This window comes from Stenotrophomonas sp. WHRI 8082 (assembly GCF_040223995.2).
Classification (GTDB): domain Bacteria; phylum Pseudomonadota; class Gammaproteobacteria; order Xanthomonadales; family Xanthomonadaceae; genus Stenotrophomonas.
On sequence record NZ_CP167826.1, the window covers coordinates 1,207,532 to 1,229,853 of the forward strand.

Annotated in this window: 21 protein-coding genes and 1 tRNA gene; 8 read left to right on the top strand and 14 right to left on the bottom strand. The window is 66.3% G+C overall.

What is annotated here, in order from left to right; genetic code table 11:
* Window positions 1-45 precede the first annotated feature (45 nt).
* From pth to ABRP17_RS05425, 7 genes are all read right to left on the bottom strand, one after another.
* Window positions 46-624 (bottom strand): aminoacyl-tRNA hydrolase, encoded by a 579-nt coding sequence (pth, locus tag ABRP17_RS05395; protein WP_188324969.1) that lies wholly within the window; start codon window positions 622-624, stop codon window positions 46-48.
* 81 nt (window positions 625-705) lie between these two features.
* Window positions 706-1,329 (bottom strand): 50S ribosomal protein L25/general stress protein Ctc, encoded by a 624-nt coding sequence (locus ABRP17_RS05400; protein WP_192080872.1) that lies wholly within the window; start codon window positions 1,327-1,329, stop codon window positions 706-708.
* Between the two features lie 109 nt (window positions 1,330-1,438).
* Window positions 1,439-2,398 (bottom strand): ribose-phosphate diphosphokinase, encoded by a 960-nt coding sequence (locus ABRP17_RS05405; RefSeq protein WP_188327358.1) that lies wholly within the window; start codon window positions 2,396-2,398, stop codon window positions 1,439-1,441.
* A gap of 139 nt (window positions 2,399-2,537) precedes the next feature.
* Window positions 2,538-2,614, bottom strand: a tRNA-Gln gene (locus ABRP17_RS05410).
* 12 nt (window positions 2,615-2,626) lie between these two features.
* Entirely contained in the window at window positions 2,627-3,499 is an 873-nt protein-coding gene (gene ispE, locus ABRP17_RS05415) for a 4-(cytidine 5'-diphospho)-2-C-methyl-D-erythritol kinase (RefSeq protein WP_349985760.1), read from the bottom strand.
* The gene (gene lolB, locus ABRP17_RS05420) at window positions 3,496-4,152 is read right to left on the bottom strand and encodes a lipoprotein insertase outer membrane protein LolB (RefSeq protein ID WP_349985759.1); all 657 of its coding nucleotides are present in this window, start codon (window positions 4,150-4,152) and stop codon (window positions 3,496-3,498) included. The genes ispE and lolB overlap by 4 nt, the downstream gene beginning before the upstream one ends.
* On the bottom strand, window positions 4,149-5,837 hold the full coding sequence (locus tag ABRP17_RS05425; protein WP_349985758.1) for a tetratricopeptide repeat protein: 1,689 nt from the start codon (window positions 5,835-5,837) through the stop codon (window positions 4,149-4,151). The genes lolB and ABRP17_RS05425 overlap by 4 nt, the downstream gene beginning before the upstream one ends.
* 63 nt (window positions 5,838-5,900) lie before the next feature.
* On the opposite strand from ABRP17_RS05425, the gene hemA reads away from it, so the two are divergent.
* From hemA to ppk2, 4 genes are read left to right on the top strand one after another with little or no spacing between them, the layout of a single operon-like run.
* Entirely contained in the window at window positions 5,901-7,184 is a 1,284-nt protein-coding gene (gene hemA / locus ABRP17_RS05430) for a glutamyl-tRNA reductase (protein ID WP_192080869.1), read from the top strand.
* Window positions 7,162-8,247, top strand: coding sequence for a peptide chain release factor 1 (gene prfA / locus ABRP17_RS05435; RefSeq protein ID WP_349985757.1), 1,086 nt, complete (start codon window positions 7,162-7,164; stop codon window positions 8,245-8,247). Before hemA ends, prfA begins: the two co-directional genes overlap by 23 nt.
* A gap of 3 nt (window positions 8,248-8,250) precedes the next feature.
* A complete protein-coding gene (locus tag ABRP17_RS05440) occupies window positions 8,251-9,957 on the top strand; it encodes a tetratricopeptide repeat protein (RefSeq protein WP_349985756.1) in 1,707 nt (568 codons plus the stop codon).
* 47 nt (window positions 9,958-10,004) lie between these two features.
* Window positions 10,005-10,778, top strand: a complete 774-nt coding sequence (ppk2, locus tag ABRP17_RS05445; protein WP_349985755.1) for a polyphosphate kinase 2 — start codon at window positions 10,005-10,007, stop codon at window positions 10,776-10,778.
* Between the two features lie 59 nt (window positions 10,779-10,837).
* Here the strand turns inward: ppk2 and ABRP17_RS05450 are convergent, their stop codons facing one another.
* A complete protein-coding gene (locus ABRP17_RS05450) occupies window positions 10,838-11,434 on the bottom strand; it encodes a TlpA disulfide reductase family protein (protein WP_349985754.1) in 597 nt (198 codons plus the stop codon).
* Window positions 11,431-12,702 carry a YihY family inner membrane protein gene (locus ABRP17_RS05455; protein ID WP_188324979.1) on the bottom strand — a complete coding sequence of 424 codons (1,272 nt, stop codon included), beginning with the start codon at window positions 12,700-12,702 and terminating at the stop codon, window positions 11,431-11,433. Before ABRP17_RS05455 ends, ABRP17_RS05450 begins: the two co-directional genes overlap by 4 nt.
* Before the next feature lie 77 nt (window positions 12,703-12,779).
* On the opposite strand from ABRP17_RS05455, the gene wrbA reads away from it, so the two are divergent.
* The 3 genes from wrbA (at window position 12,780) to ABRP17_RS05470 (ending at window position 14,273) form a co-directional block, all read left to right on the top strand.
* Window positions 12,780-13,370 carry an NAD(P)H:quinone oxidoreductase gene (wrbA, locus tag ABRP17_RS05460; RefSeq protein ID WP_188327359.1) on the top strand — a complete coding sequence of 197 codons (591 nt, stop codon included), beginning with the start codon at window positions 12,780-12,782 and terminating at the stop codon, window positions 13,368-13,370.
* 11 nt (window positions 13,371-13,381) lie between these two features.
* Window positions 13,382-13,711, top strand: a complete 330-nt coding sequence (locus ABRP17_RS05465; RefSeq protein ID WP_372486906.1) for a DUF2069 domain-containing protein — start codon at window positions 13,382-13,384, stop codon at window positions 13,709-13,711.
* A 76-nt stretch (window positions 13,712-13,787) separates the two neighbouring features.
* Window positions 13,788-14,273 (top strand): asparaginase domain-containing protein, encoded by a 486-nt coding sequence (locus ABRP17_RS05470; protein ID WP_349985766.1) that lies wholly within the window; start codon window positions 13,788-13,790, stop codon window positions 14,271-14,273.
* Between the two features lie 72 nt (window positions 14,274-14,345).
* Here the strand turns inward: ABRP17_RS05470 and ABRP17_RS05475 are convergent, their stop codons facing one another.
* The 5 genes from ABRP17_RS05475 to sufT all read right to left on the bottom strand — a co-directional run bounded on the left by ABRP17_RS05475 (window position 14,346) and on the right by sufT (window position 21,634).
* A complete protein-coding gene (locus ABRP17_RS05475; RefSeq protein ID WP_349985753.1) occupies window positions 14,346-15,614 on the bottom strand; it encodes a S8 family peptidase in 1,269 nt (422 codons plus the stop codon).
* Between the two features lie 219 nt (window positions 15,615-15,833).
* Entirely contained in the window at window positions 15,834-17,561 is a 1,728-nt protein-coding gene (locus ABRP17_RS05480; protein WP_349985752.1) for a S8 family peptidase, read from the bottom strand.
* Window positions 17,562-17,746: 185 nt separating this feature from the next.
* On the bottom strand, window positions 17,747-19,498 hold the full coding sequence (locus ABRP17_RS05485) for a S8 family peptidase (RefSeq protein WP_349985751.1): 1,752 nt from the start codon (window positions 19,496-19,498) through the stop codon (window positions 17,747-17,749).
* Between the two features lie 423 nt (window positions 19,499-19,921).
* Window positions 19,922-21,016, bottom strand: a complete 1,095-nt coding sequence (locus ABRP17_RS05490) for a branched-chain amino acid aminotransferase (RefSeq protein ID WP_188324983.1) — start codon at window positions 21,014-21,016, stop codon at window positions 19,922-19,924.
* A gap of 66 nt (window positions 21,017-21,082) precedes the next feature.
* Window positions 21,083-21,634: a putative Fe-S cluster assembly protein SufT gene (gene sufT / locus ABRP17_RS05495; protein ID WP_188324984.1), complete on the bottom strand. Its 552-nt coding sequence runs from the start codon at window positions 21,632-21,634 to the stop codon at window positions 21,083-21,085.
* 121 nt (window positions 21,635-21,755) lie between these two features.
* Here sufT and ABRP17_RS05500 point away from each other — a divergent pair, with 121 nt between their 5' ends.
* Window positions 21,756-22,187, top strand: a complete 432-nt coding sequence (locus ABRP17_RS05500) for a hypothetical protein (RefSeq protein WP_192080862.1) — start codon at window positions 21,756-21,758, stop codon at window positions 22,185-22,187.
* Window positions 22,188-22,322: the final 135 nt, after the last annotated feature.

Consider the following 22,322-nt stretch of genomic DNA (forward strand, 5'->3'; position numbering starts at 1 on the left):
GAGCATGGCCCGGCGCTACCTACCGCTGCCGCGAGGGTCCGCGGATTACTTCGGGGTGTGCAGACGCTTCATCGCTTCGCTGAAATCGCCCTGCACCGCCAGCGGCAGCACATCGATCGCATCGTCGATGGCACGCGCGATCAGGATGTCGTCATCCTTCGACGCCCGTCCCAGCACCCACGGCACGACCCGATCCTTGTGGCCTGGATGGCCAATACCCACACGCAGCCGGTGGAACTGGCCGTGGCCGAGCAGGCGGATGGTATCGCGCAGGCCGTTCTGCCCGCCGTGGCCGCCGTCGAACTTCAGCCGTGCCGCACCCGGCGGCAGGTCCAGCTCGTCGTGCGCCAACAGGGTTTCTTCCGGCTCGATTTTCCAGAACCGCTGCGCTGCGGTCACCGATTTGCCACTGAGGTTCATGAAGGTGGCCGGCTTCAGCAGCCAGACCGGCTGGCCCGCTATATCCACCTTGGCGGTCTCGCCGAACAGCTTGCTGTCCACGCTCCAGCGCGCACCTGCTTTTTCCGCAAGGGCCTCAACAAAATGAAACCCAGCATTGTGCCGGGTCCGGGCGTGCTCTGGTCCGGGGTTGCCGAGACCAACGATCAGTCGCAATCCTGCCATTGTTTCTTCCAGATGCTGCCCGTGCCTCACGCACCGGCAGGTACGGCGCCCGCCCCCGCAGGGACAGGCGCCGCGAAGGCATTACTCGGCAGCCGGTGCTTCTTCGGCGGCGTCGGCAGCGTCTTCCTTGCCGTGCTTGGCGGTGACCACGGCATCGTCGTGATCCTTGCCCAGCGCCAGCGCCGGCAGCTCAACGCCCTTCGGCAGCTTGAGGTCGGACAGGTGGATCACGCCACCGGCTTCCAGGGCGCCCAGGTCGACTTCGATCGACTCCGGCAGGTCCTTCGGCAGGCAGCTGACGGTCACTTCCTTCACTTCGTGGGTGACCACGATGTCCGACGCCTTGCCAGCCGGCGAGGTGTCTTCGTTGATGAAGTGCAGCGGCACGGCAGCGGTCAGCACTTCATTCTCGTTCACGCGCAGGAAATCGAGATGCAGGATCAGCTGCTTGAAGGGATGGCGCTGCATGTCACGCAGCAGCACGCGCTCGACCTTGCCATCGAGGTTCAGGTCCAGGATGGACGAGTAGAACCAATCGTTGTACTGGGCCAGCCAGATTTCGTTGTGGTCAAGGCTGATGGCGACCGGATCGGCGCTGCCCCCGTACACGATCGCCGGGATCACGCCAGCGTGACGCAGGCGGCGGCTCGCACCCTTGCGCTGCAGTTCACGCTTGGTGACCTTGATTTCATGGGTCTTCGACATTTTCTACTACCTGTTGGATGCCCTGCCGGGTGGCGGGGCGGATGAAGGTACTTCCGCGACCAGAAGTACCCTTGGAGGTCCCCGCCGTCGCCGGCAGGGACAAAAAAAATCAGTCCACGTACAACGAGCTGACCGACTCACCGAAGGCGATGCGACGCATCGTTTCGGCCAGCATTTCCGCCACGCTCAGCTGGCGGATCTTGCTGCACACCCGCGCGGCGTCCTTCAGCGGAATGGTGTCGGTCACCACCAGCTCATCGAGCTGGGAGTTGTTGATGTTGTCGACCGCCGGGCCGGACAGCACCGCGTGGGTGCAGTACGCGGCGACCTTGAGCGCACCGCGCGCCTTCAGGGCAGCGGCAGCGGCGCACAACGTGCCGGCGGTATCGACGATGTCATCGACCATCACGCAGGTCTTGCCTTCGACGTCACCGATGATGTTCATCACGGTGGACACGTTGGCACGCGGCCGGCGCTTGTCGATGATCGCCAGGTCGGCATCATCCAGGCGCTTGGCCACGGCGCGCGCGCGCACCACACCGCCCACGTCCGGAGACACCACGATAAGGTTCTCGGTGCCGTACGCGCGCCAGATATCGGCGAGCAGCAGCGGCGAGGCATACACATTGTCCACCGGGATGTCGAAGAAACCCTGGATCTGGTCGGCGTGGAGATCCACGGTCAACACACGATCCGCACCGGCCGTACTGAACATCTTTGCCGCCAGCTTGGCGGTGATCGGCACGCGCGACGAGCGCATGCGGCGATCCTGCCGCGAGTAACCGAAATACGGCACCACGGCGGTGACGCTGGCCACCGATGCACGCTTCAGCGCGTCGATCAGCACCAGCAGCTCCATCAGGTTCTCAGCACTGGGCGCGCTGGTCGGCTGGATCACGAACACGTCCTGCTTGCGGACGTTTTCCTCGATCTCGACCTGGACTTCACCGTCGGAGAAATGCGAGACCAGTGCCTTGCCGGGACGTACCCCCAGCTCCTTGCAGATGCTCTGCGCGAGGGGTTTGTTGGCGTTGCCGGAGAAGACCAGCAGGTTGGGCGACGCTTGCATCATGATTGTCTCGAGCGGGGGCGAGTGACGGAGATCGGGTGACTGCAGGCACCCGGAGGCCCCTGCAGCTGATATCACCGCGACGGTTTCCACGTCCCGCGCAGACGCATGCGCTGGTTGGCGCGGACACAGCCGCAAGTGGCAGGGGCGGGAGGATTCGAACCTCCGAATGCCAGGATCAAAACCTGGTGCCTTGGGCCTCTTGGCGACGCCCCTGCATCAAATGAATCAGTTACGCTCGAGTGCATCCAGCAGCGGTGAACGGGCTACCCCTTCCACCACCCACGCCCGCAACTCCTCAGGCAGCTCCGTCTTTGCAGCCATCGCAGCAGGCTGCGATGGAAACTCGACGAAGCACCCGCCCCCCGACCCTGTAAGACGCGCCAGACCAATGTCGCTCAACGCAGCAAGCGCGGCCTCTACGGCAGGCTCACGGCGGCGCAGCACCGGTTCAAACGCATTGCCGGACAGGGATCCGGAAACGAAGTCCTCTATTTTCGCTATTGCGCTGTCCCGCGTCAAATCCGGATCAGCGAAAAGTGCCGGCGTCGGCACGTGCACGCCCGGATCAACGATCACATACCACGCAGGAGCAAGGTCCAGCGGCCGCAGGAGCTCGCCGATTCCTTCGGCCCATGCTGTGTGGCCGCGCACGAATACCGGAACATCTGCGCCAAGACGCAGCCCCAGAGCGGCCAGCGCATCGTCATCCAGGCCGGTACGCCATAGAACGTTGAGCACCTTCAACACCGTGGCGGCATCAGATGACCCGCCGCCGAAACCACCACCCGCCGGTATCGACTTTTCAACGACGATGTCCGCACCTTGGGCGCTGTTCGTTTCCTTTTGAAGCAGCATGGCCGCACGTACCGCGAGGTCATCCGCCTCGGCTACGCCGGGCAGCGAGTCGCCTTCACGCCGGATGACCCCGTCGTCCCGCAGCCGTATGCCGATCCGGTCACCCCAGTCCAGCAGGCGGAACACCGTCTGCAGCGCGTGGTAGCCATCAGGACGACGGCCGACGATGTTCAGGAACAGATTCAGCTTCGCCGGCGCGGGCCACCAGGACCAGCCAGCCGCGTCAACATGGTGCGCCATCATGGTCCCGGCGTGCCCCACTGATCGATCACCAGTTTGACTTTGGCATCCCCATTGGTGGCCTCGATCCGGCGTGGCAGCACCTGCTGATCGCCTTCGCCTGCGTGCCAGTCGAGATACTCCACGACCCACCCCGCCTGCTGCAGCCGGCGCGGACGACCCTCGGCATCGCGCTGCAGCCCGTTTTCATCGGTGCCCTGCAGTACCAGGCCACGCGTCCAGTCCGGCAACTGGTTGACCGGAATCTCCCAGCCGGTAGCGTCCTGCACTACCTGCGCGGCGTCAGCTCCTTCACGGGGACCGCCATCGAGCCCCTCGAGCCGCCCACCGCCCTGCAGCGTATTGCCCTGCAGCCGCCAGCTCTGGCGGGTCACCGGCGCGCTGAGCTGCACCTGGTAGTCCGCACCCTGCTGCGACCAGTCGATCCGCCCGCTGCCGCCGTTCTTGCCCTTGCTGACCGCTACACGGCCCTGGAAGGTCCAGTCCGGCTGCGCGCGCAGCGCCTGCACCCGTGCGGCTTCGGCCCGCTCGGCAGCGGGCGGGACGGTGTAGGCCACATCCGGGACAGGCGTCTTCTGGTTGCCCACCGAGGTGCAGGCTGCCAGCGCGAGCGGCAGCGCGGCCAGCAACAGCGGACGCAAAAAAGCAGGCTTCATGGGCTGAACTTCTCGCGGGCGCGCTGCAGCGCGCGGTTGTCGGGGTCCAGCTTGGCGGCTTCATCGAAGTAACGCCTTGCCTCGTCCTGGCGACCCAGCACCCACAGCACTTCACCCAGGTGTGCGGCAATTTCCGCGTCCTTGGCCAAGGCGTAGGCGCGGCGCAGCTGGACGGCGGCCTCTTCGTTGCGACCCAGGCGATACAGCACCCAGCCATGACTGTCGACGATGGCCGGATTGTCCGGATCGGCGACGCGCGCCCGGTCGATCAGTTCAAGCGCCTCCTGATAGCGGTGGGTGCGGTCGGCGAGGGTGTAGCCCAGTGCGTTCAGGGCAGCCACGTTTTCCGGCTCGGTGACCAGCACCTTGCGCAGGTCGGCCTCGGCGCGCGGGATGTCATCGCGACGCTCCCAAGCCAGGGCGCGCGCATACAACAGTGCGTTTTCGTCCGGGTAGGCGGCCAGCCCGCGGCCCAGCGCGTCCAGCTCACCGGCCTCATCACCCGCACGCAGGCGCAGCTCGGCCTCCAGCAGGTACGCGTCACGTCGGGCCTCTTCGGCGAGCACGGCATCGGACTGCACCGCGCGCACTTCTTCCAGTGCCTTGGCCTGGTTGCCCAGCAGCCCCTGCGCATTGGCGGCACGCAGGCGTGCCTCGCTCAACTCGTCGCCACCCGGCACGCTGTGGTACCAGTCAACGGCTTCCTGGTAACGCTTGAGGTACTCGGCGATCTTGCCCAGCAGCAGACGCTGCGCGGGATCCGGCTTGCTGGCCGCGCGTGACAGCTCGGCATACAGCGCGGCAAGCGCGGTGGCATCCTCCTGCTTGGCCAGCAGCGAGGCGCGCATGCCATAGGTCTGCGTGTCCTGCGGCCCTGCGGACAGCACCCGTTCGGCGGCCATCGGCTGATTCATCGCGTCGTAGGCGATGGCCACCGCATTGCGCAGGTCCGGGGTGGCGCGGGCAGCCGGTTCCAGCGCCTGCAGCACACTCATTGCTTCGGCGGTCTTGCCGGCCTGCTGCAGCTGGCTGACGCGCAGCAGCGCCACGCGGGGATCATCGGGGAAGCGCCGCACGACCTGATCGACCATGCGTTGGGCCAGGTCCGGTTTTTCCATGCGCATGGCCACCCGCCCGAACTCCTGCCAGACCTCGATCCGGTTGGGGATCGCATCGGCGGCAACCAGCGCTTCCAGTACCTGCGCCGGCACGGTCGGCTCGCGCCCACCGCCAACCAGCGCGGCCAGTGTCAGGCGCCAGCCTTCGTCGCCCGGCGTGGCCAGCAGCGCCTTGAGTTCGGTCACCGCCTGCTCCGGCCGGTTCTGCCGCATGGCCAACGCCGCCGCAGCGCTGCGCATGGTCAAGGAAGTCGGCGCACGCTGCTGCCACAAGGCCAGTGCCTGTCCGGCGCGTGTGTCGTCGTTGGCCAGCATGGCAATGCGCGTGGCCCGCTCGGCCAACCCGGCATCGCCCTCGCTGGCCTGCGCGGCCTGCAGGTACTGGGCGGCGGAATCACTCAGTTTGCCTGCCTGCAGGGCGAATTCGCCCACCAGTGCGGGCTCCAGCGACGGCTCCTGGGCCGCCTCGGCCCGGTCCAGCACACGTGAGGTGGAAGGGGCTGCCAGGGTCGGTCCAGCCATCAGGCTGAGCAGCAGAACACTGGAGATGCGAATCAATGCGGGCATCGATGGCATTGGGGCCTTAAAATGTGTGCCTATGGCCAGCAGCTTATCGCAAGCAACTGAACAATGACCCTGTGGGTGCTCGGACTGAATCACCAGACCGCACCGGTGGATCTGCGCGAACGCGCAGCCTTCGCCGGTGAGGCGCTGCCGCGCGCGTTGCTTTCCCTCCGCGCCACCCCGCAGATCGCCGAAGCGGTGCTGCTGTCCACCTGCAACCGCACCGAACTGTACGCCGTCGCCGAATCGGAAACCGCGCTGAACCAGTGGCTGCACGACCAGGCCGGCGATCTGCAGGGCTATCTGTACCAGCACGCCGACGCGGAGGCCGTACGCCATCTGTTCCGTGTCGCCACCGGGCTCGACTCGATGGTGCTGGGGGAGCCGCAGATCCTCGGCCAGGTGAAAGAGGCGTGGACCGTGGCGCGCGAGCATGGCCTGCTCGGCCAGCGCCTGGACCGGCTGTTCCAGCAGACCTTCTCGGTCGCCAAGCGTGCGCGCACCGATACCCAGGTGGGCGCCAACCCGGTGTCTGTGGCATCGGCGGCAGTGCGCCTGGCACAGAACTCGTTCGCCCGGCTGGACGACTCCACCGTGCTGCTGGTCGGCGCCGGCGAAACCATCGAACTGGCGGCGCGCCACCTCAGTGACGGCAAAGTGCGGCGGCTGCTGATCGCCAACCGCACGCTGGCCCATGCGCAGGATCTGGCGACCCGCCACGGCGGTGTCGCGCTGCCGCTGGCCGAACTGGACCGGCACCTGGCCGAGGCCGACATCGTGTTCTCCGCCACCGCCGCACGTGAGCCGGTGATCCATCGCGCCACCGTGGCGGCTGCGCTGCGCGCGCGCCGGCACAAGCCGATGCTGTTGTTCGACCTGGCCGTGCCGCGCGATATCGAAGCGTCGGTCGCCACCCTGGACGATGCCTTTCTGTACACCGTCGACGATCTGGAGCGGGCGGTGGAAGACAACCGCCGCGGCCGTCGTGAAGCCGCTGCGGAGGCCGAGGCGATCATCGACCTGCAGGTGGCCCGCTTCATCGAAACCCAGCAGGCCGGTGCCCACCACGCGCCGCTGAAGCAGCTGCGGGCCTTCGGCGAAGCCACCCGCGCCGAGTTGCTGGAGCGCGCACGCCAGCAGCTGGCGCACGGCAAGCCGGCCGACGAAGTGCTGGAATTGTTGGCGCATGGCCTGACCAACCGCCTGCTGCATCCACCTACGGCGGCGCTGCGCGCTGCTGCGCTGAGCGGTGATGCCGAACTCACCCGCGCTGCCGAGCGCCTGTTCCCGGCCGTGCCGGGATACCACCACCCGACTGTGAGACCTGATGACGCCGACCCTGCGCCGTAAGCTGGAAGCGCTGGCCGAGCGCCGCGAAGAACTCGAACGCCTGCTGTCCGATCCTGCGGTGGTCGCCGACAACAAGCGCTTCCGCGATCTTTCCCGCGAGTTCTCCCAGCTGGAGCCGGTCGCACTGGCCTTGGCCGATGAGAACCGCGCCAAGGCCGATCTCGCGACGGCCGAGGCCATGCGCGCGGATCCGGATCTGCGTGAGCTGGCGGATGAGGAAGTCGACGCCGCGCAGGCCCGCCTGCTGCAGCTGGAACAGGAACTGGCCCTGCTGCTCGTGCCGCGCGACGTGCGCGACGATGGCAACCTGTTCCTGGAAGTGCGTGCCGGCACCGGTGGCGACGAAGCGGCGATCTTCGCCGGTGATCTGTTCCGCATGTATGCACGCTACGCCGAGCGCCAAGGCTGGAAGGTCGAGGTGGAATCGGACAGTCCCGGCGAGCACGGCGGCTACAAGGAAGTCGTGGCGCGCGTGGTCGGCCGGGGCGCGTTCTCGCGCTTGAAGTTCGAGTCGGGCACCCACCGCGTGCAGCGCGTGCCCGCGACCGAATCGCAGGGCCGCATCCATACCTCGGCGGCGACCGTCGCGATCATTCCCGAGGCCGACGAGATTGACGAGGTGCAGATCAATCCTGCCGACCTGCGGGTAGATACGTACCGCTCGTCCGGCGCAGGCGGCCAGCACGTCAACAAGACCGAGTCGGCCATCCGCATCACCCACATGCCAACCGGCGTGGTGGTGGAATGCCAGACCGAGCGCAGCCAGCACGCGAACCGGGACAAGGCGATGAAGCGCCTGAAGGCGCAGCTGCTCGACGCCGAGCGATCGCGCCAGGACGCCGCGCAGGCCGAATCGCGTCGGTTGCAGGTGGGCAGCGGCGACCGCAGCCAGCGCATCCGTACCTACAACTTCCCGCAGGGACGCATCACCGACCACCGGGTCGAAGGGCTGACCCTGTATGACCTGCCCAATGTGATGACCGGCGACATGGATGCGTTGCTGCAACGTCTGGCGCAGGAACACCAGGCCGACGCGCTGGCCCAGTTGTCCGCGACGGTCTGACCGATGCAGGCAGGCAGCCAGCGGCAGCAGTTGCAGCAGGCGGTGCGCCGCCAACCGACCGATTTCATCGCCTGGGTGATGCTGGCCGATGCCGAGCTGGAAGCCGGCGACCTGGCGGCAGGCGAGCGCGCTGCACGGCAGGGCCTGCAGCTGCGTCCGGGTCATCCCGAAGCGCTGGCACGGCTGGGACGCGTGGCGTGGATGGCCGGCGCACATGCCGATGCCGCGCGCCTGCTGGGCGAAGCGTCGGCCCGTGCGCCGCAGCACCCCGGTATTGCCCTGTGGCTCGGCCACGCCCTTGAAGATGCGGATGATGCCGAAGGCGCTGCCGCCGCGTATCGCCGCGCCCACGCCCTGCAACCGGACGAACCGTACATCGCCGCGCAGCGGCTGGCCTGGCAGCGCCGCCTGTGTGACTGGCAGGACCTCGACGTGTTGTCGCGCCAGGTGCGCGAGGCGGTGGCGCGCGGGCACGGCGCGGTCGAACCCTTTGCCTTCCTGAGCGAAGACGCCAGCGCGACCGAGCAGTTGGCCTGCGCGCGCCTGCGCGCGGCGCATGTCGGCGCTGCCGTGCGACCGATGGCGCCGGCTGTGCCGAGGCGGCAGGGCCCGTTGCAGGTAGGCTTTCTGTCCAATGGGTTCGGTGCGCACCCGACCGGCCTGCTGACGGTGGCGCTGTTCGAGCAGTTGCGCGTCGATCCGTCGCTGCAGGTGCATCTGTTCGCCCTCAACCGCGACGATGGCAGCCCGATCCGTCGTCGCCTGGCGACGGCGAGTGAACTGCACGACGTTGCGGGCATGCGCCATGCCGATATCGCCGCGCGCATCCGGGCAGCGGGCATCGACATGCTGTTCGACCTGCGCGGCTGGGGCGGCGGCGGCACGCCGGAAGTGCTGGCGATGCGCCCTGCGCCCCTGCAGGTGAACTGGCTGGCGTTCCCGGGCACGTCCGGCGCCCCTTGGATGGACGTGGTGCTGGCCGACGAATTCGTGCTGCCAGCGACGATGGAAGCCGACTTCAGCGAGCGCGTGCTGCGCCTGCCACGGGCGTTCCAGCCATCGGACACGACCCGCGCGCTGGCGCCGCCGCCCTCGCGCAGTGCGTGTGGCCTGCCGCCGGACGGCGTGGTGTTCTGCTGTTTCAACAACAGTTACAAGCTCAATCCACGCAGCATGGCGCGTGCCTTCCGCATACTGCATGCGGTGCGGGACAGCGTGCTGTGGCTGCTGTCCGGGCCCGGCAACGCCGACGCGCGGCTGCGTGCGGCAGCCCATGCGGAGGGACTGGATCCGGCGCGCCTGGTGTTCATGCCCAAGCTGCCGCACGCGCAGTACCTGGCCCGATTCGCACTGGCCGACCTGTTCCTGGACACTCACCCGTACAACGCGCACACCACCGCCTCCGATGCGCTGTGGGCGGGTTGCCCGGTGCTGACCTGCCCCGGCGATACGTTCGCCGCACGTGTGGCCGGCAGCCTCAACCACCACCTTGGACTGCCCGGCATGAACGTGGCGGACGATGATGCCTTCATCCGCGTGGCAAGCCACCTCGGCAACGATCCCACGGCCTTGGCTGCGGTGCGCGCGGAACTTGCGGCCGCCCGTGCGTCCAGCGGCCTGTTCGACATGGCCGGGTTCGCTGCAGACTTCGCGATCTTCATCCGCGGGCTCGCCACCGAACACGGCTGGCAGGGTCCGCACGCGGCCTGAACCGGCACGCGCGCAGAATGCGGTTTCCCTCTACTGCGGAGCCGCCGATGGGCAAGCTCAAGCGCAAGGCGTACAACGCCCTGCTGGAACCGATGCAACTGGAACTGGCGACGATGGCCCGCTGGGTCCAGTTGACCGGGCAGCGCGTCCTGGTGCTGTTCGAAGGCCGCGATACTGCGGGCAAGGGCGGCGCCATCCAGGCGATCAGCGAACATCTCAACCCGCGCCAATGCCGGGTCGTTGCCTTGCCGAAGCCAACCGACCGCGAAGCCACGCAGTGGTATTTCCAGCGCTACACCAGCCATCTGCCCGCGGCGGGCGAGATCGTGCTGATGGACCGCAGCTGGTACAACCGCGCTGGCGTCGAGCACGTGATGGGCTACTGCAGCGACGCGCAATACCGGCAGTTTCTGCAACAGGCACCGGTGTTCGAGCAACTGCTGGTGGACGATGGCATCGTACTGTTCAAGTACTGGCTGGCCGTCGACCAGACACAGCAGGAGGAGCGCTTCGCCGAGCGTCACCTCGATCCCCTGAAGGGCTGGAAACTGTCGCCGGTGGACCTGCAATCACGCGACAAGTACGAGGCTTATACCCAAGCCCGTGAGGCTATGCTGCAGGCCACCCATCGCACACACGCGCCCTGGACACTGGTGGATTTCAACGACCAGCGCGCGGGTCGGCTGACCCTGGTGCGCGACCTGCTGGACCGCCTGCCCGATACCCACCTCGATGAGGCCCTGCCCGACCTGCCAGCCTTGCACGGCAAACTGCATCGCGAGCACTACGGCGAGTTGAAGCCGATCCCGCCGGTGGTCTGAACCGCGATGCGGTCAGGGCCCTTCCACGTGAAGGGACCTGACCCCGGGCGTCCCGGACGTCAGGACTTGCCGGCGATGCGCGCTTCGATGTCCGCGGCGGTGACCGGGCCCACGAAGGAGTGCGCCAGCTTGCCCTGCGGATCGATGAGGTGGGTCAGCGGCAGGCCACGCGGCGTGGCGAAATCGGCCGGCGGGGCGTACGGATCGACAATGGCGATCGGATAGGTCACCGGTCGTGTCTTCAGGAAGGCCTGCATATCGGCCGGCTCGATCTCTTCGTACGCCAGGCCCACGACCTCGATCTGGCTGCGCATCGCATGCAGCGCGGACAGCTCCGGCATTTCCTTGCGGCAGGGCGCGCACCAGGTCGCCCAGAAGTTGACGACCACCCACTTGCCGCGGTGCGCGGCCAGGTCGTAGTCCGCTCCGTCGATGGTCTTTACCTTCAACGTGGGGAACTCGGCGGTGACCCGTTCGGCTGGCGCAGCCCCGTCCCCTTCACCCAGCACCGCGTCCGGATCGGGCGGCGTCGCGGGTGTTTCCTGCGCGGTCGGCGCAGACGCGGCAGGCGCTGCATCGGATGCCGGCTCGGCGGCGGGCTTGCAAGCGCCCAGCAGCAGCGCGGCGCAGGCCACGACCAGTACGTTTACTTTCATCGGGTCTCTCCGGGGGGATAGATGTCGCTGACGCGGCGCTTGAGTTTCTCACGCAGCGGCAGTCGCAGTTCGTCCAACGCGGCCATCGCCGCCTTGCCCAGGCTGTCCTGGCGGTAGGGCAGCAGCTGCTCGGACACGGGAATGCGCAGCTGGGTGGATTCGTACAGATCAGAAAGGGTCAACTGATCAAGGTCGCGGGCCAGCATCCAGTTTCCGTTCTCGGCGCGGGTGACCAGCTCGATGCGCTCCATGTCGCACAACAGCTGGTGCAGCAGCGAGTCAGTCATCATCGGCTCGTGCTGCAGGATGTCATCGTCGGCCAACCCGCGCCCGTGCGAACGCGCCTGCTGGAAGCGGCCCAACAGGCGCAGCAACGCATAGAACTCGTAACCCTGCGGCAAGCGCATCTCGGCTGGCTGGTAGCGGAAGGCGGCCATCGACGAGGCCAGCGACGCACCCAGCAGCACGGCGACCCAGCACAGGTAGATCCACAACAACAGGATGGGCACGAAGGCCACGGTGCCATACAGCTTCTGATAGGACTGGAAACTGCCGAGATAGGCGCCAATGCCCCACTTCACTATTTCCAGCAGCACCGCCGCGAGGATCGCACCGGGCACGGCATGGCGCCATTTGACCGTGTGGTGCGGCACGACCCGGTAGACCAGCGTGATACAGACGAATTCGATCAACACCGGGGCCAGGGTCAGCGAGAGATCGGCCAGCCAACGCCCCTCCTGCGTGCCGAACAGGGGCAGTGCGAACACCCGCGCCGAGACCGCCAGCGATGCGGCGGCCAGCATGGCGCCCAGGGTCAGCACGGTCCAATAGACGAGGAACCGCGTCAGCTTCGGCCGCGTTGAGCCCACCCGCCAGATCTGGTTGAAGGTTTCTTCCACACTGTTGAGGGTGATCAACAGTGAAATGACCAACGCGATGAAGCCGGCCGCGGTCAGCTGTCCGGCACTGGCGCTGAATTGGCGCAGGTAGCCCTCTGCCGCACGCGCCGCGCTGGGCACGAAGTTGGAAAACACATAGTCACTGAGCTGATCGCTCCAGCGGTCAAAGACCGGGAACGCCGACAGCACGCCGAACACGACGATGGCCAAGGGCACCAGCGCGAACACCGTCGTGTAGGCCAGCGCAGCGGCGGCCTGGAACAGGCGGTCATCGAGGAAGCGACGCCACAGGAAGCGACCGAAGCTTGCAGCACGCGGACGGTCGCGAACGCGTTCCATCCACAGGTTGAGCGTATTCAAGGGTTCCATCGGCGCAAGGGTACCCGATGCAGGATGGGCGCAGGATAGCCATACTGATGTCTCCTGAACGAAAAAGCGGGTCGATGATGGGCGAGATCCTGGTGCTCTACTACAGCCGAGGCGGTTCGGTGGCACGGCTGGCGCGGCAGATAGCGCGGGGCATCGGCGAGGTCGCCGGCATGAGCGCGCGGCTGCGCACGGTACCGGCCGTGGCACCGGTGACCGAGACCGCGCGCCCGCCGGTGCCCGAAGAGGGCGCCCCTTATGTGAGCATCGCTGACCTCGTCGAATGCGACGGCCTGCTGCTCGGCAGCCCTACCCGCTTCGGCAACATGGCCGCCCCAGTGAAGTACTTCCTGGATACGCTGGGCGCGGAGTGGGTCAACGGGACGTTGGCCGGCAAGCCGGCCGGTGTGTTCACGTCCACAGCATCGATGCACGGGGGGCAGGAATCCACCCTGCTGTCGATGCAGTTGCCGCTGCTGCACCATGGCTGCCTGATCGTCGGCATACCCTTCACCGAGGCGGCACTCAGCCACACCACGTCCGGCGGCACGCCCTACGGTGCAAGCCATGTGGCCGGCAGCAATGATGATCCGCAGCCCAGCGAGGATGAAGCGATCCTGGCCAGGGCGCTCGGGCGCCGTGTCGCCGATATCGCGCGGCGGCTGGCCTGATGGGCGCCTCGATGGCCCGCATCGTCCTGCTGCTGGCGCTGATGGGCCTTGCCGCCCTGTATGCCAGCTGGTTCATCAACGACCGTCATTGGCTGGCGGCGCAATTGGTGTTCACCGCCCCGCCGCTGGCATTGGCCATCGCCCTGCGCCTGGGGTGGCGCAAGGCCGGCTTCTGGTCGTCCGTACTCGCCCTGGGCTGGTTCAGCCATGGGGTGATGAGTGCCTGGAGCCACCCCGAAATCCGGGTGCTGGCGCTGGTCGCGATCCTGCTTTCACTGCTGGTCATCTTCGCCGCCAGCCTGCCGGGGCTGCGTGCCCGGTTCAGTCGGCGTCGTCCCTGACGCGCCCCTTCGCGCCCGGTATCATCCTGTTTCCTGTTCCCGCACTGCCGTTCCAGGCGCCGAAGACCTACCCATGATGGAAGACCTCCTGATCGTCACCACCGGTGGCACGATCGACAAGATCTATTTCGATGACAAGTCGGATTACCAGATCGGCGATCCGCAGATCGGCATGATCCTGCGCGAGCTGGGCGTGACGTTCCGCTTCAATGTCATCCCGATCCTGCGCAAGGACTCGCTGCACATCAGCGACGACGACCGCGAGCTGATCCGCGCGACCATCGCCGCGCAGCCTACCCGGCACGTGCTGGTCACCCACGGCACCGATTCCATGGTGCAGACCGGCAAGGTCCTGGCCACCATCGCCGACAAGACCATCGTGATGACTGGCGCGCTGAGCCCGGCCCGCTTCCGTGGGTCGGACGCAGAGTTCAACATCGGATGCGCGATCGGTGCGGTGCAGTCCATGCCGCATGGCGTCTACATCGCGATGAACGGCCGCATCTGGGACCCGCAGAGCGTGCGCAAGAACGTGGCCGAAAACCGATTCGAGGCAGCCTGATCTCTCCGGTTGGCTCCGGCAGGGGAGGCCGCACTGCCTCCCCCATCAATGCGCGCTGGGCGCGGCGACACCTTATCGGCGGGCTTTCTCCAATGCCTTGTCCACTGCAGCTTCTGCGTTGGTGATTCCTGCCCCACATCCTTCACGGCAGGGGAACGCCAGTGGCCGTGTGGTCTTCTTGAGAATATCGGCAACCTCGTCCGGGGTGAGCGACCCGCCGACCGCCGACTGCATCAAGGCGACGACCCCTGCGACATGCGGCGCTGCCATCGAGGTGCCGCTGTAAGCCGCATAGCTCGGTTGACCCGGCCCGCTGCGGCCACTATTCAGCGTGGAGAGGATGTTGTCACCGGGCGCCGCCAAGGTGATTCCTTGGCCATAATTGGAAGAACTCCAGCGCGCGCCACGTGATGTCGTGGCTGCCACCGCCACCACGCCGCGGCAGTTGGCCGGGTTGAATCCCGCTACGTCCCTGTTGCTGTTTCCGGCTGCGACAATCAGCGTTGCCCCCTTGCTGCGCGCGCTGTCCACGGCCGCTTGGTACGTGCGACCGCATGGTCCCGATGCGCCAAGCGAAAGATTCAGCACTTTGGCGGGATTTGCATTCGCCGGTGCGCCCTGTACGGCACCGCCTGCGGCCCACACCATGCCATCGGCGATGTCGGAAGCGTAGCCGCCGCCTTTTCCCAGCACACGCACATGTACTAGCTTGGCATTGAATGCCGTTCCGGCAACGCCCAGTCCGTTGTTGGTGGCGGCAGCGACCGTGCCCGCCACATGGGTACCATGCCAGCTGGATGACCGAATCCAGCTGCCGTCGCCGGCGTCATCGGGATTGTTATCCCGTCCGTTGCCATCGCCGGCCATGCCACTGTTGCTCATGAAGTCATATCCCGGGAGGGTATTGGCATCCAGCTCCGGATGACGGGTGCGTCCGGTGTCGATGATCGCGACCACCTGTCCCGTGCCGGTGGCCTTATCCCAGGCTGGACGCACGTTGATTCCCACATTGCTGGTGGAGAAGCCCCACTGTTCGCGTAGTCGAGCATCATTGGGGTCCAGCGCCACCGTCATGATGCGATCAATCTCGACGTGCTCCACTTCTGGCTCACGCGCGATCGCTGCCATCCAGGCGCCGGCCTCGGCACGATCCATTGCCCGTTCGGCACGCACCACCATGGGCCCGATGGCCAACTGGCGCAGCACGCGCATGGACCCACCACCCGTGCGCAGGCGGGATTCGGTACGACCCAGCGCCGCCTGCATCGCGCGTTCGCTGCCCAGCAGCGCGCTGCCTTCACGCAGGTGCACGATGAACTGTTGATGGGTTTCGGACTCCATCAGACCAGCCGGGTCTACGTCCCCTGCATACGCCGGAGCAGTGGCTGCGGCCGTCAGCACGCAGGTGATGAGCGTTGAGAGAAGGTTCGGGGTGTTTGCCGTTTTCATTCGTGCGGTCCTTCGGTTGGTGGACGACCTCACTTTCGGCGTTCCGACCATCGGCAGCCATCGGGATTCAGCCGATTACGCCCCCGGTGAAATACGCCGGCAGGTGTCGTCTTATCGATAGCGGGCGATCAACGAAACGCCGCTGAAATCACTCACTGCCTTGATACGGACGTGCCACAGCCCCAACCCCGGGAGAATGCGCAGGCAGCTCTCTTCATTGCCACCGCTCTGCGGTAGGCAGTTGTACTCGGTATCGGTCGGCGGGCTGCCATAGCGCACGTAAAGATCTGCGTTGCCTTGTCCTGAGTTGATGGAGACAGAAAGCTGCTCACTGCCGGCGGGAACACGGATGGTGTACCGGTATTCGCTGCCGGCCTTGCCGGCGAGTCCGGTCACCGCTACGCCGTTGTGCAGCTCTTGCGGATCCGGATCGGGACCCGGCGTGCCGCCCTCCTGTACCTTCAGCACTGCCGCATGCGCATCGACGATGCCTGCACCACAGCCTTCAGCACAGGTGCCTGGCAACGCGCGGGCTGTAGTGGTCAGAATCTGTTTGATCGCATCGGGCGACAGCGTTCTGAGGGCTGCGGACTGCATCAGTGCAATGACCCCTGCGACGTGCGGTGCCGCCATCGATGTCCCGTTGTAGCGGGCATAACCCGGCAGTTCGGGTACGGTCGTGCCGGTGTTCAGCGTCGAAAGAATCGCCCGACCCGGTGCAGCCAAGCTGATGCCCGGGCCATGATTGGATGACAACCATCTGTCACCCACGCTGGTGGTAGCTGCCACGGCGATAGCGCCCGGGCAGTTTGCTGGCCGGAAACCGGAGACATCGATGTTCTCGTTTCCTGCTGCTACGACGACGACAGCACCATTGGCGTTGGCCATCTTGATCACATCACGCGTCGCAGGATCACAGGTACCAAATCCACCCAGCGAAAGATTGATCACCTGTGCCGGCGTCAGGTTGTCCGGCACACCGCTGACCTTTGCCCCCACCGCCCACGCCAACCCATCGACGATGTCGGAGTTGTAACCTCCGCACCTGCCGAGCACGCGCACGGGCAGCACTTTCGCGTTGAAGGCGGTTCCGGCCGCGCCGATGCGGTTGTTGGTCAGCGTCGCCACTGTGCCGGCCACGTGGGTTCCGTGCCAGCTGGAACTGGACCCGCGGCATTCGTTGGTCGTGTTCCAGTCGCCTTCATCGCGCGGATTGTCGTCGCGTCCATCGCCATCGCCGGCTTTGGAGGCGTCACTGATGAAGTCGTAGCCAGGCAACATGTTGGCATCAAGATCTGGATGGGCGGTGATACCAGTGTCGACCACCGCTACCACCGCCCCCTTACCCGTGGCGATATCCCACGCCGGCTGCACATTGATCGATGCAGCGCTGTCGGCAAAGCCCCACTGTTCAGTGAATCGGGGATCATCCGGCCGCAGGGTGGGCTGCAGCAGTGCATCGACCTGCACATAGGCCACGTCAGGGTGGGCGGCTATCTGCCGCATCACCTGCTCAGCCTGCACTCTGTCGGGCCCCCCGGTGAGCTGCACGACATGGCCACCGATCGCAAGCGGCCGCAGTGCGCGAAGCTGCAGCGGTCCGGACCGACCTTGCTGGAGTGGCCCGCGGTCCGCACGCAATTCCGCCAGCGACACGTCATTTGAGCGCGCGAGGGGACTACCGGCGCGATAGCCCACAATGAGGCGCTGGTTGCCTGGACTGGAAACCAGGCCCTGCAGGTACACCTCACCGGCGGACGCGGACGGCACCGCGCTGCCGATGACGGCCGCCAGAGCGGTGGCGAGCGCGAGCAACGGAGGATGGAGTGATTGGGACATGGCGGCAATTCGTAGGAGAGCAAGGGAAGTGACCGGTCCATGCTTCCGCCGTACAAGATGATGACCTATCGGGCAAACCCCGAAACATGCCGTCGCTTTGTCCTCGCATCTGACGCGGTCCAACGCTCTCCACAAAAAACGCCCCGGGATGCCGGGGCGTCGTCTGTGCCAGGGAAGCTACGCCATCAGTACTGCGCGCGCACCGTCAGCCCGGAGAAGGTGCTGTAGGCCTTGATCCGCACATGCCAGGTTCCGGCTGCGGGGCTGTTGATGGTGCAGGTTTCATTGTTGCCGCTCAGGTAGGGCCGGCAGGTGTACACGGTGTCGGTCGGCGCACTGCCTTGGCGGACGTACAGATCCGCATCGCCACTGCCGCCACTGATCGCCACCCGCAATTGCGTGGCACCGCTGGGCACGGTCACGGTGTAGCTCAATGCCGCGCCCGATGCGGCCGACAGACCGCTCACCGCCACGTTGTTCTGCAGCACGGTGCCGGTGCCCGGATTCGGATTGCCGCCACCGCCACCCAGTGCAGCGGTGACCGCCGCATCGGCGTTGATGATGCCTGCGCCGCAGCCGCCGGAGCAGGCGCCTGGCAACGCACGCGCGGTGTTTTTGATGATGGTTTCCACCTGCGCCGGCGACAGCGGCGTCGGGGCGACCGACTGCATCAGCGCGACCACGCCGGCCACGTGCGGGGCCGCCATCGACGTACCGTTGTACGAGGCGTAGGTGGGGCTGGCCGGCACGGTGGTGCCGGTATTGAGCGTGGACAGGATGCCTTGGCCCGGCGCGGAAACATCGATGCCGGCACCAAAGTTGGAGAAGCTGGCCTTCGCGCCGGTGCTGGTGGTCGCGGCCACCGCGATCACGTTGGCGCAGTTCGCCGGCACCGCCGAAGAGACGTTGACGGCGTCGTTGCCTGCAGCAACCACCACCGTGGTGCCCCGACCGACCGCGCCGTTGATCGCGTTCTGGTAGGTGGTAGAGCAGCTGCCGCCCCCGCCGAGTGACATGTTGATCACTTCTGCCGGGTTGGCGTTGGCCGGCACCCCGCTGACGGTACCGCCCGAGGCCCAGACAATGGCATCGGCGATATCGGAGGTGTAGCCGCCGCACTTGCCCAGCACACGCACCGGAACCACCTTCGCATTGAAGGCCGTGCCTGCCACCCCGGTGCTGTTGTTGGTCACCGCCGCAACGGTGCCGGCCACGTGGGTGCCATGCCAGCTTGAATTGGAGGCCGGGTAGCCCGCGCCGCACTCATTGGCCGCGTACCAGTCACCCTCGTCGTTGGCGTTGCTGTCGCGGCCGCCGCCGTCGCGCGCCATCGCCGCATCGCTGATGAAGTCATAGCCGGGCAGGATGTTGGCATTGAGGTCCGGATGGTTGGTGATGCCGGTATCGATCACCGCCACGACCACCCCGGTGCCGGTGGCCTTGTCCCAGGCTGGGCGCACGTTGATGGAGGCATTGGAGGTGCCGAAGCCCCACTGCTCGCCGAGCCGCGCATCGTTGGGCACCAGTGTCGGGCGCATGATCTGGTCGACTTCCACGTATTCCACGTTGGGGTCGGCGGCAAGCTTGCGCATCAGCAGCTCAGCCTGCGCGGCATCCAGTGCCTGGTCGGCACGCACGACGGTTGGGCCGATGGCCAATCGACGCACTTCCTGCAGCCCCAGCGCCCGGCCCTGGCTGACATTCAGGCCAGTGGCCGCCGCCTTGAGCGAGGTGGCCAGCGCGGTGCGCGTAGCCAGCGGCGCGCTGCCCTCGCGATATTTCACGATGAACTGCTTATGGCTGGGGGCGGAGGCCAGCCCGCTGAGATGGACATCGCCGGCGAAGGCCGGGGTGACGAGGAGCAGGGAGCCAAGCACGGACACTCCCATCACGACCAATGCACGCTGACGCAAACGCGGTTGCGAAACCTGGGACATCGGATTTCCTTTTCTGTTCTGGCATGGATGCCGGATTCGGCGATGGCCGGTCAGGTCCGCAGGCTGTACCACAATGGCGGGAACCGATGACCGGGGCGGGCAGCCCCCCGTGCACTGCCCACGTCTCGAAGCTAGTCGTTTCGAGCCATTCACGACAATGTTTCAGCCCCACTTCAGGGACATGAAATGTCTGAAATGAGACTTTTGGTGTGTAAAATTTGTGAAGGTGAAGGAACTTTCACCTGGAGTTAACGGTCACGGACTGTCCTTGGCCTGCCCCGCAGTGACCTTGCGGACAACAAAAAGCCCGTTGCGTGAACGGGCTTTCGGATGCAGGCCGCCGAGCGTGGCTCGGCGCTACCGTGGCGGCGCGCGGTACCGGTAGCGCCGAGTCATGCTCGGCGAACGGGTCCCGTCAGTCCATCAGGCCAGCTTGACCAGCCAGCCATGGCGGTCCGGCAAGCGACCGTACTGGATGTCGGTCAGCTCTTTACGAAGTGACAGCGTCACTTCACCGGCCGGTGCGGTGATGTCACCCACTTCGAAACCTTCGCCCTTCAACTGGCCGATCGGCGTCACCACCGCAGCGGTACCGCAGGCGAACACCTCGGTGATCTCACCGGAGGCCACGCCCTGCTTCCACTCGTCGATGCTGACCTTGCGCTCCTCGACCTTCATGCCACGGTCGCGCGCCAACTGCAGGATGCTTTCGCGGGTGATGCCTTCCAGAATGCTGCCCGACAGCTGCGGGGTCACCAGGGTGCCGTCCTTGTAGACCAGGAAGACATTCATGCCGCCCAGCTCTTCCAGGTACTTGCCTTCGGTCGGGTCCAGGAACAGCACCTGAGAACAGCCCTGTGCCTGCGCCTTCTGCTGCGGCAACAGCGAAGCGGCGTAGTTGCCGCCGCACTTGGCGGCGCCGGTGCCGCCCTTGGCCGCACGCGCGTACTCGGTGGACAACCAGATGGCGACCGGCGCCACGCCCTTGGCGAAGTAGGGACCGGCCGGGCTGGCAATCACGTAGTAGCCGGCCTTGTGTGCACCGCGCACGCCAAGGAAGGCCTCGTCGCCGATCATGAACGGACGGAAGTACAGGCTGGATTCGTCGGCCGACGGCACCCAGTCCTTGTCCAGCGCCACCAGCTGTTTCAATGATTCAACGAAGATGTCGACCGGCAGCTCCGGCAGCGCCAGGCGCTGCGCCGAGCGCTGCAGGCGGCGACCATTGGCGTCGGGACGGAAGGTCCACACCGAGCCGTCGGCATGGCGGTATGCCTTGATGCCCTCGAAGATTTCCTGGCCGTAATGCAGCACGGCGGCAGCCGGATCCAGCAGCAGCGGACCGTACGGGCGCACATTGGCGTTGTGCCAGCCGGTGTCCTTGTCCCAGCGCACTTCCACCATATGGTCGGTGAAGTGCAGGCCGAAACCCGGCTTTTCCAGGATGGCGGCGCGCTCATCGGCGCTGCGCGGGTGGGCCGAGCGGGTGACGTCGAAGCTGAGGTTGGACTGGGACACCGGATGTTTCCTGTTCTGGTTGCGGTTGTTGCCGGGATTCCACCACGCGGGCGGGGTACGGTCGGGTCAGAGCATGCCGGTTTCCAGACGCGCCGACTCGGACATCATGTGGCGGCCCCATGGCGGGTCGAACACCAGCTCCACGTCGGCCTGCGCCACGGTCGGAATGATTTCCAGCTTGCTGCGCACGTCATCGACCAGGATGTCGCCCATGCCGCAGCCGGGTGCGGTCAGGGTCATCTTGACGTCCACCTCGCGGCGGCCGTCGTCCAGATGCTTCAGGTCCACTTCGTAGACCAGACCCAGATCCACGATGTTGAACGGGATCTCCGGATCGAAGCAGGTGCGCAGCTGCTGCCACACCAGCTGTTCGACCTGTTCATCGCTGGCGTCGTCAGGCAGCTCCAGCGGAGCGGGGGCTTCCTTGCCGATGGCATCGCCATCCTTGCCGGCGATGCGGAAAAGATTGCCTTCGACGAACACCGTATAGCTGCCACCCAGGGCCTGGGTGATGTAGCCATAGCTGCCGGCGGGCAGGGTCACCGTTTCGCCCTGCGGGACCATGACGGCCTCGCAGTCGCGTTCGAAGTGGACTGGTTCACTGCTGCGGGAGTACATGAGGCTCGATGTGGGGGCTGCGGACGTGCCGCGCAAGCCGACATTTTAGCCCAGCGGCCCGGCGCCCGCCCGTGCACTGCGGCAAACCCAGTATCCTGTTGGCTACCAACGGGAAATCCGCATGCACTCTGCTGCTGTACGCACCAGGACCGTAACCTGGCTCTGGCCCCTGATGTATCTGCTCGGGGCCGGCACCGCCCTGCTGGCCTGGGTGTTCCTGGCCCTGTTGACCGGCCGCCAGATGGGCTGGATGGCCGTGCTGGTCGCCTTGGACCTGGTGTTCATGCTGCAGCTGGGCACGCTGCGCGGCGGCGCGTTGCGCGCCGTCCTGGTGACCGTCGGCACGCTGCTGGTGACTGCATTGGCGTGGTGGTGCATCGCCAGCGCCTGGCTGGGCGGCTCGATGGGCCTGGCACCGGTAGCGTCCGCCCTGCGGATGGGACCTCATCTGGCCTGGACCCTGATCACCCTGGCCAATGAGGTGATGGACTGGGCGTGGCTGCCGGTCGCGATGCTGCTCGGCGCCTGGCTGGGCGCGCGCGGCCGCCGCTGACGCGGGGGCGGGTGTCCCCGGCTACCGGACACGTTCCGCCGAGCACGGCTCGGCGCTACCGGACTTGGTGACCGCCGGACAGCATCTGCGTGCGGTGCGCTTCCGTAGCGCCGAGCCACGCTCGGCGGCTCTTCA

Coding starts and splice junctions, on each gene's coding strand:
- pth (WP_188324969.1), bottom strand. CDS start 624: ATGGCAGGATTGCGACTGATCGTTGGTCTCGGCAACCCCGGACCAGAG.
- ABRP17_RS05400 (WP_192080872.1), bottom strand. CDS start 1,329: ATGTCGAAGACCCATGAAATCAAGGTCACCAAGCGTGAACTGCAGCGC.
- ABRP17_RS05405 (WP_188327358.1), bottom strand. CDS start 2,398: ATGCAAGCGTCGCCCAACCTGCTGGTCTTCTCCGGCAACGCCAACAAA.
- ispE (WP_349985760.1), bottom strand. CDS start 3,499: ATGATGGCGCACCATGTTGACGCGGCTGGCTGGTCCTGGTGGCCCGCG.
- lolB (WP_349985759.1), bottom strand. CDS start 4,152: ATGAAGCCTGCTTTTTTGCGTCCGCTGTTGCTGGCCGCGCTGCCGCTC.
- ABRP17_RS05425 (WP_349985758.1), bottom strand. CDS start 5,837: ATGCCCGCATTGATTCGCATCTCCAGTGTTCTGCTGCTCAGCCTGATG.
- hemA (WP_192080869.1), top strand. CDS start 5,901: ATGACCCTGTGGGTGCTCGGACTGAATCACCAGACCGCACCGGTGGAT.
- prfA (WP_349985757.1), top strand. CDS start 7,162: ATGACGCCGACCCTGCGCCGTAAGCTGGAAGCGCTGGCCGAGCGCCGC.
- ABRP17_RS05440 (WP_349985756.1), top strand. CDS start 8,251: ATGCAGGCAGGCAGCCAGCGGCAGCAGTTGCAGCAGGCGGTGCGCCGC.
- ppk2 (WP_349985755.1), top strand. CDS start 10,005: ATGGGCAAGCTCAAGCGCAAGGCGTACAACGCCCTGCTGGAACCGATG.
- ABRP17_RS05450 (WP_349985754.1), bottom strand. CDS start 11,434: ATGAAAGTAAACGTACTGGTCGTGGCCTGCGCCGCGCTGCTGCTGGGC.
- ABRP17_RS05455 (WP_188324979.1), bottom strand. CDS start 12,702: ATGGAACCCTTGAATACGCTCAACCTGTGGATGGAACGCGTTCGCGAC.
- wrbA (WP_188327359.1), top strand. CDS start 12,780: ATGGGCGAGATCCTGGTGCTCTACTACAGCCGAGGCGGTTCGGTGGCA.
- ABRP17_RS05465 (WP_372486906.1), top strand. CDS start 13,382: ATGGCCCGCATCGTCCTGCTGCTGGCGCTGATGGGCCTTGCCGCCCTG.
- ABRP17_RS05470 (WP_349985766.1), top strand. CDS start 13,788: ATGGAAGACCTCCTGATCGTCACCACCGGTGGCACGATCGACAAGATC.
- ABRP17_RS05475 (WP_349985753.1), bottom strand. CDS start 15,614: ATGGAGTCCGAAACCCATCAACAGTTCATCGTGCACCTGCGTGAAGGC.
- ABRP17_RS05480 (WP_349985752.1), bottom strand. CDS start 17,561: ATGTCCCAATCACTCCATCCTCCGTTGCTCGCGCTCGCCACCGCTCTG.
- ABRP17_RS05485 (WP_349985751.1), bottom strand. CDS start 19,498: ATGTCCCAGGTTTCGCAACCGCGTTTGCGTCAGCGTGCATTGGTCGTG.
- sufT (WP_188324984.1), bottom strand. CDS start 21,634: ATGTACTCCCGCAGCAGTGAACCAGTCCACTTCGAACGCGACTGCGAG.
- ABRP17_RS05500 (WP_192080862.1), top strand. CDS start 21,756: ATGCACTCTGCTGCTGTACGCACCAGGACCGTAACCTGGCTCTGGCCC.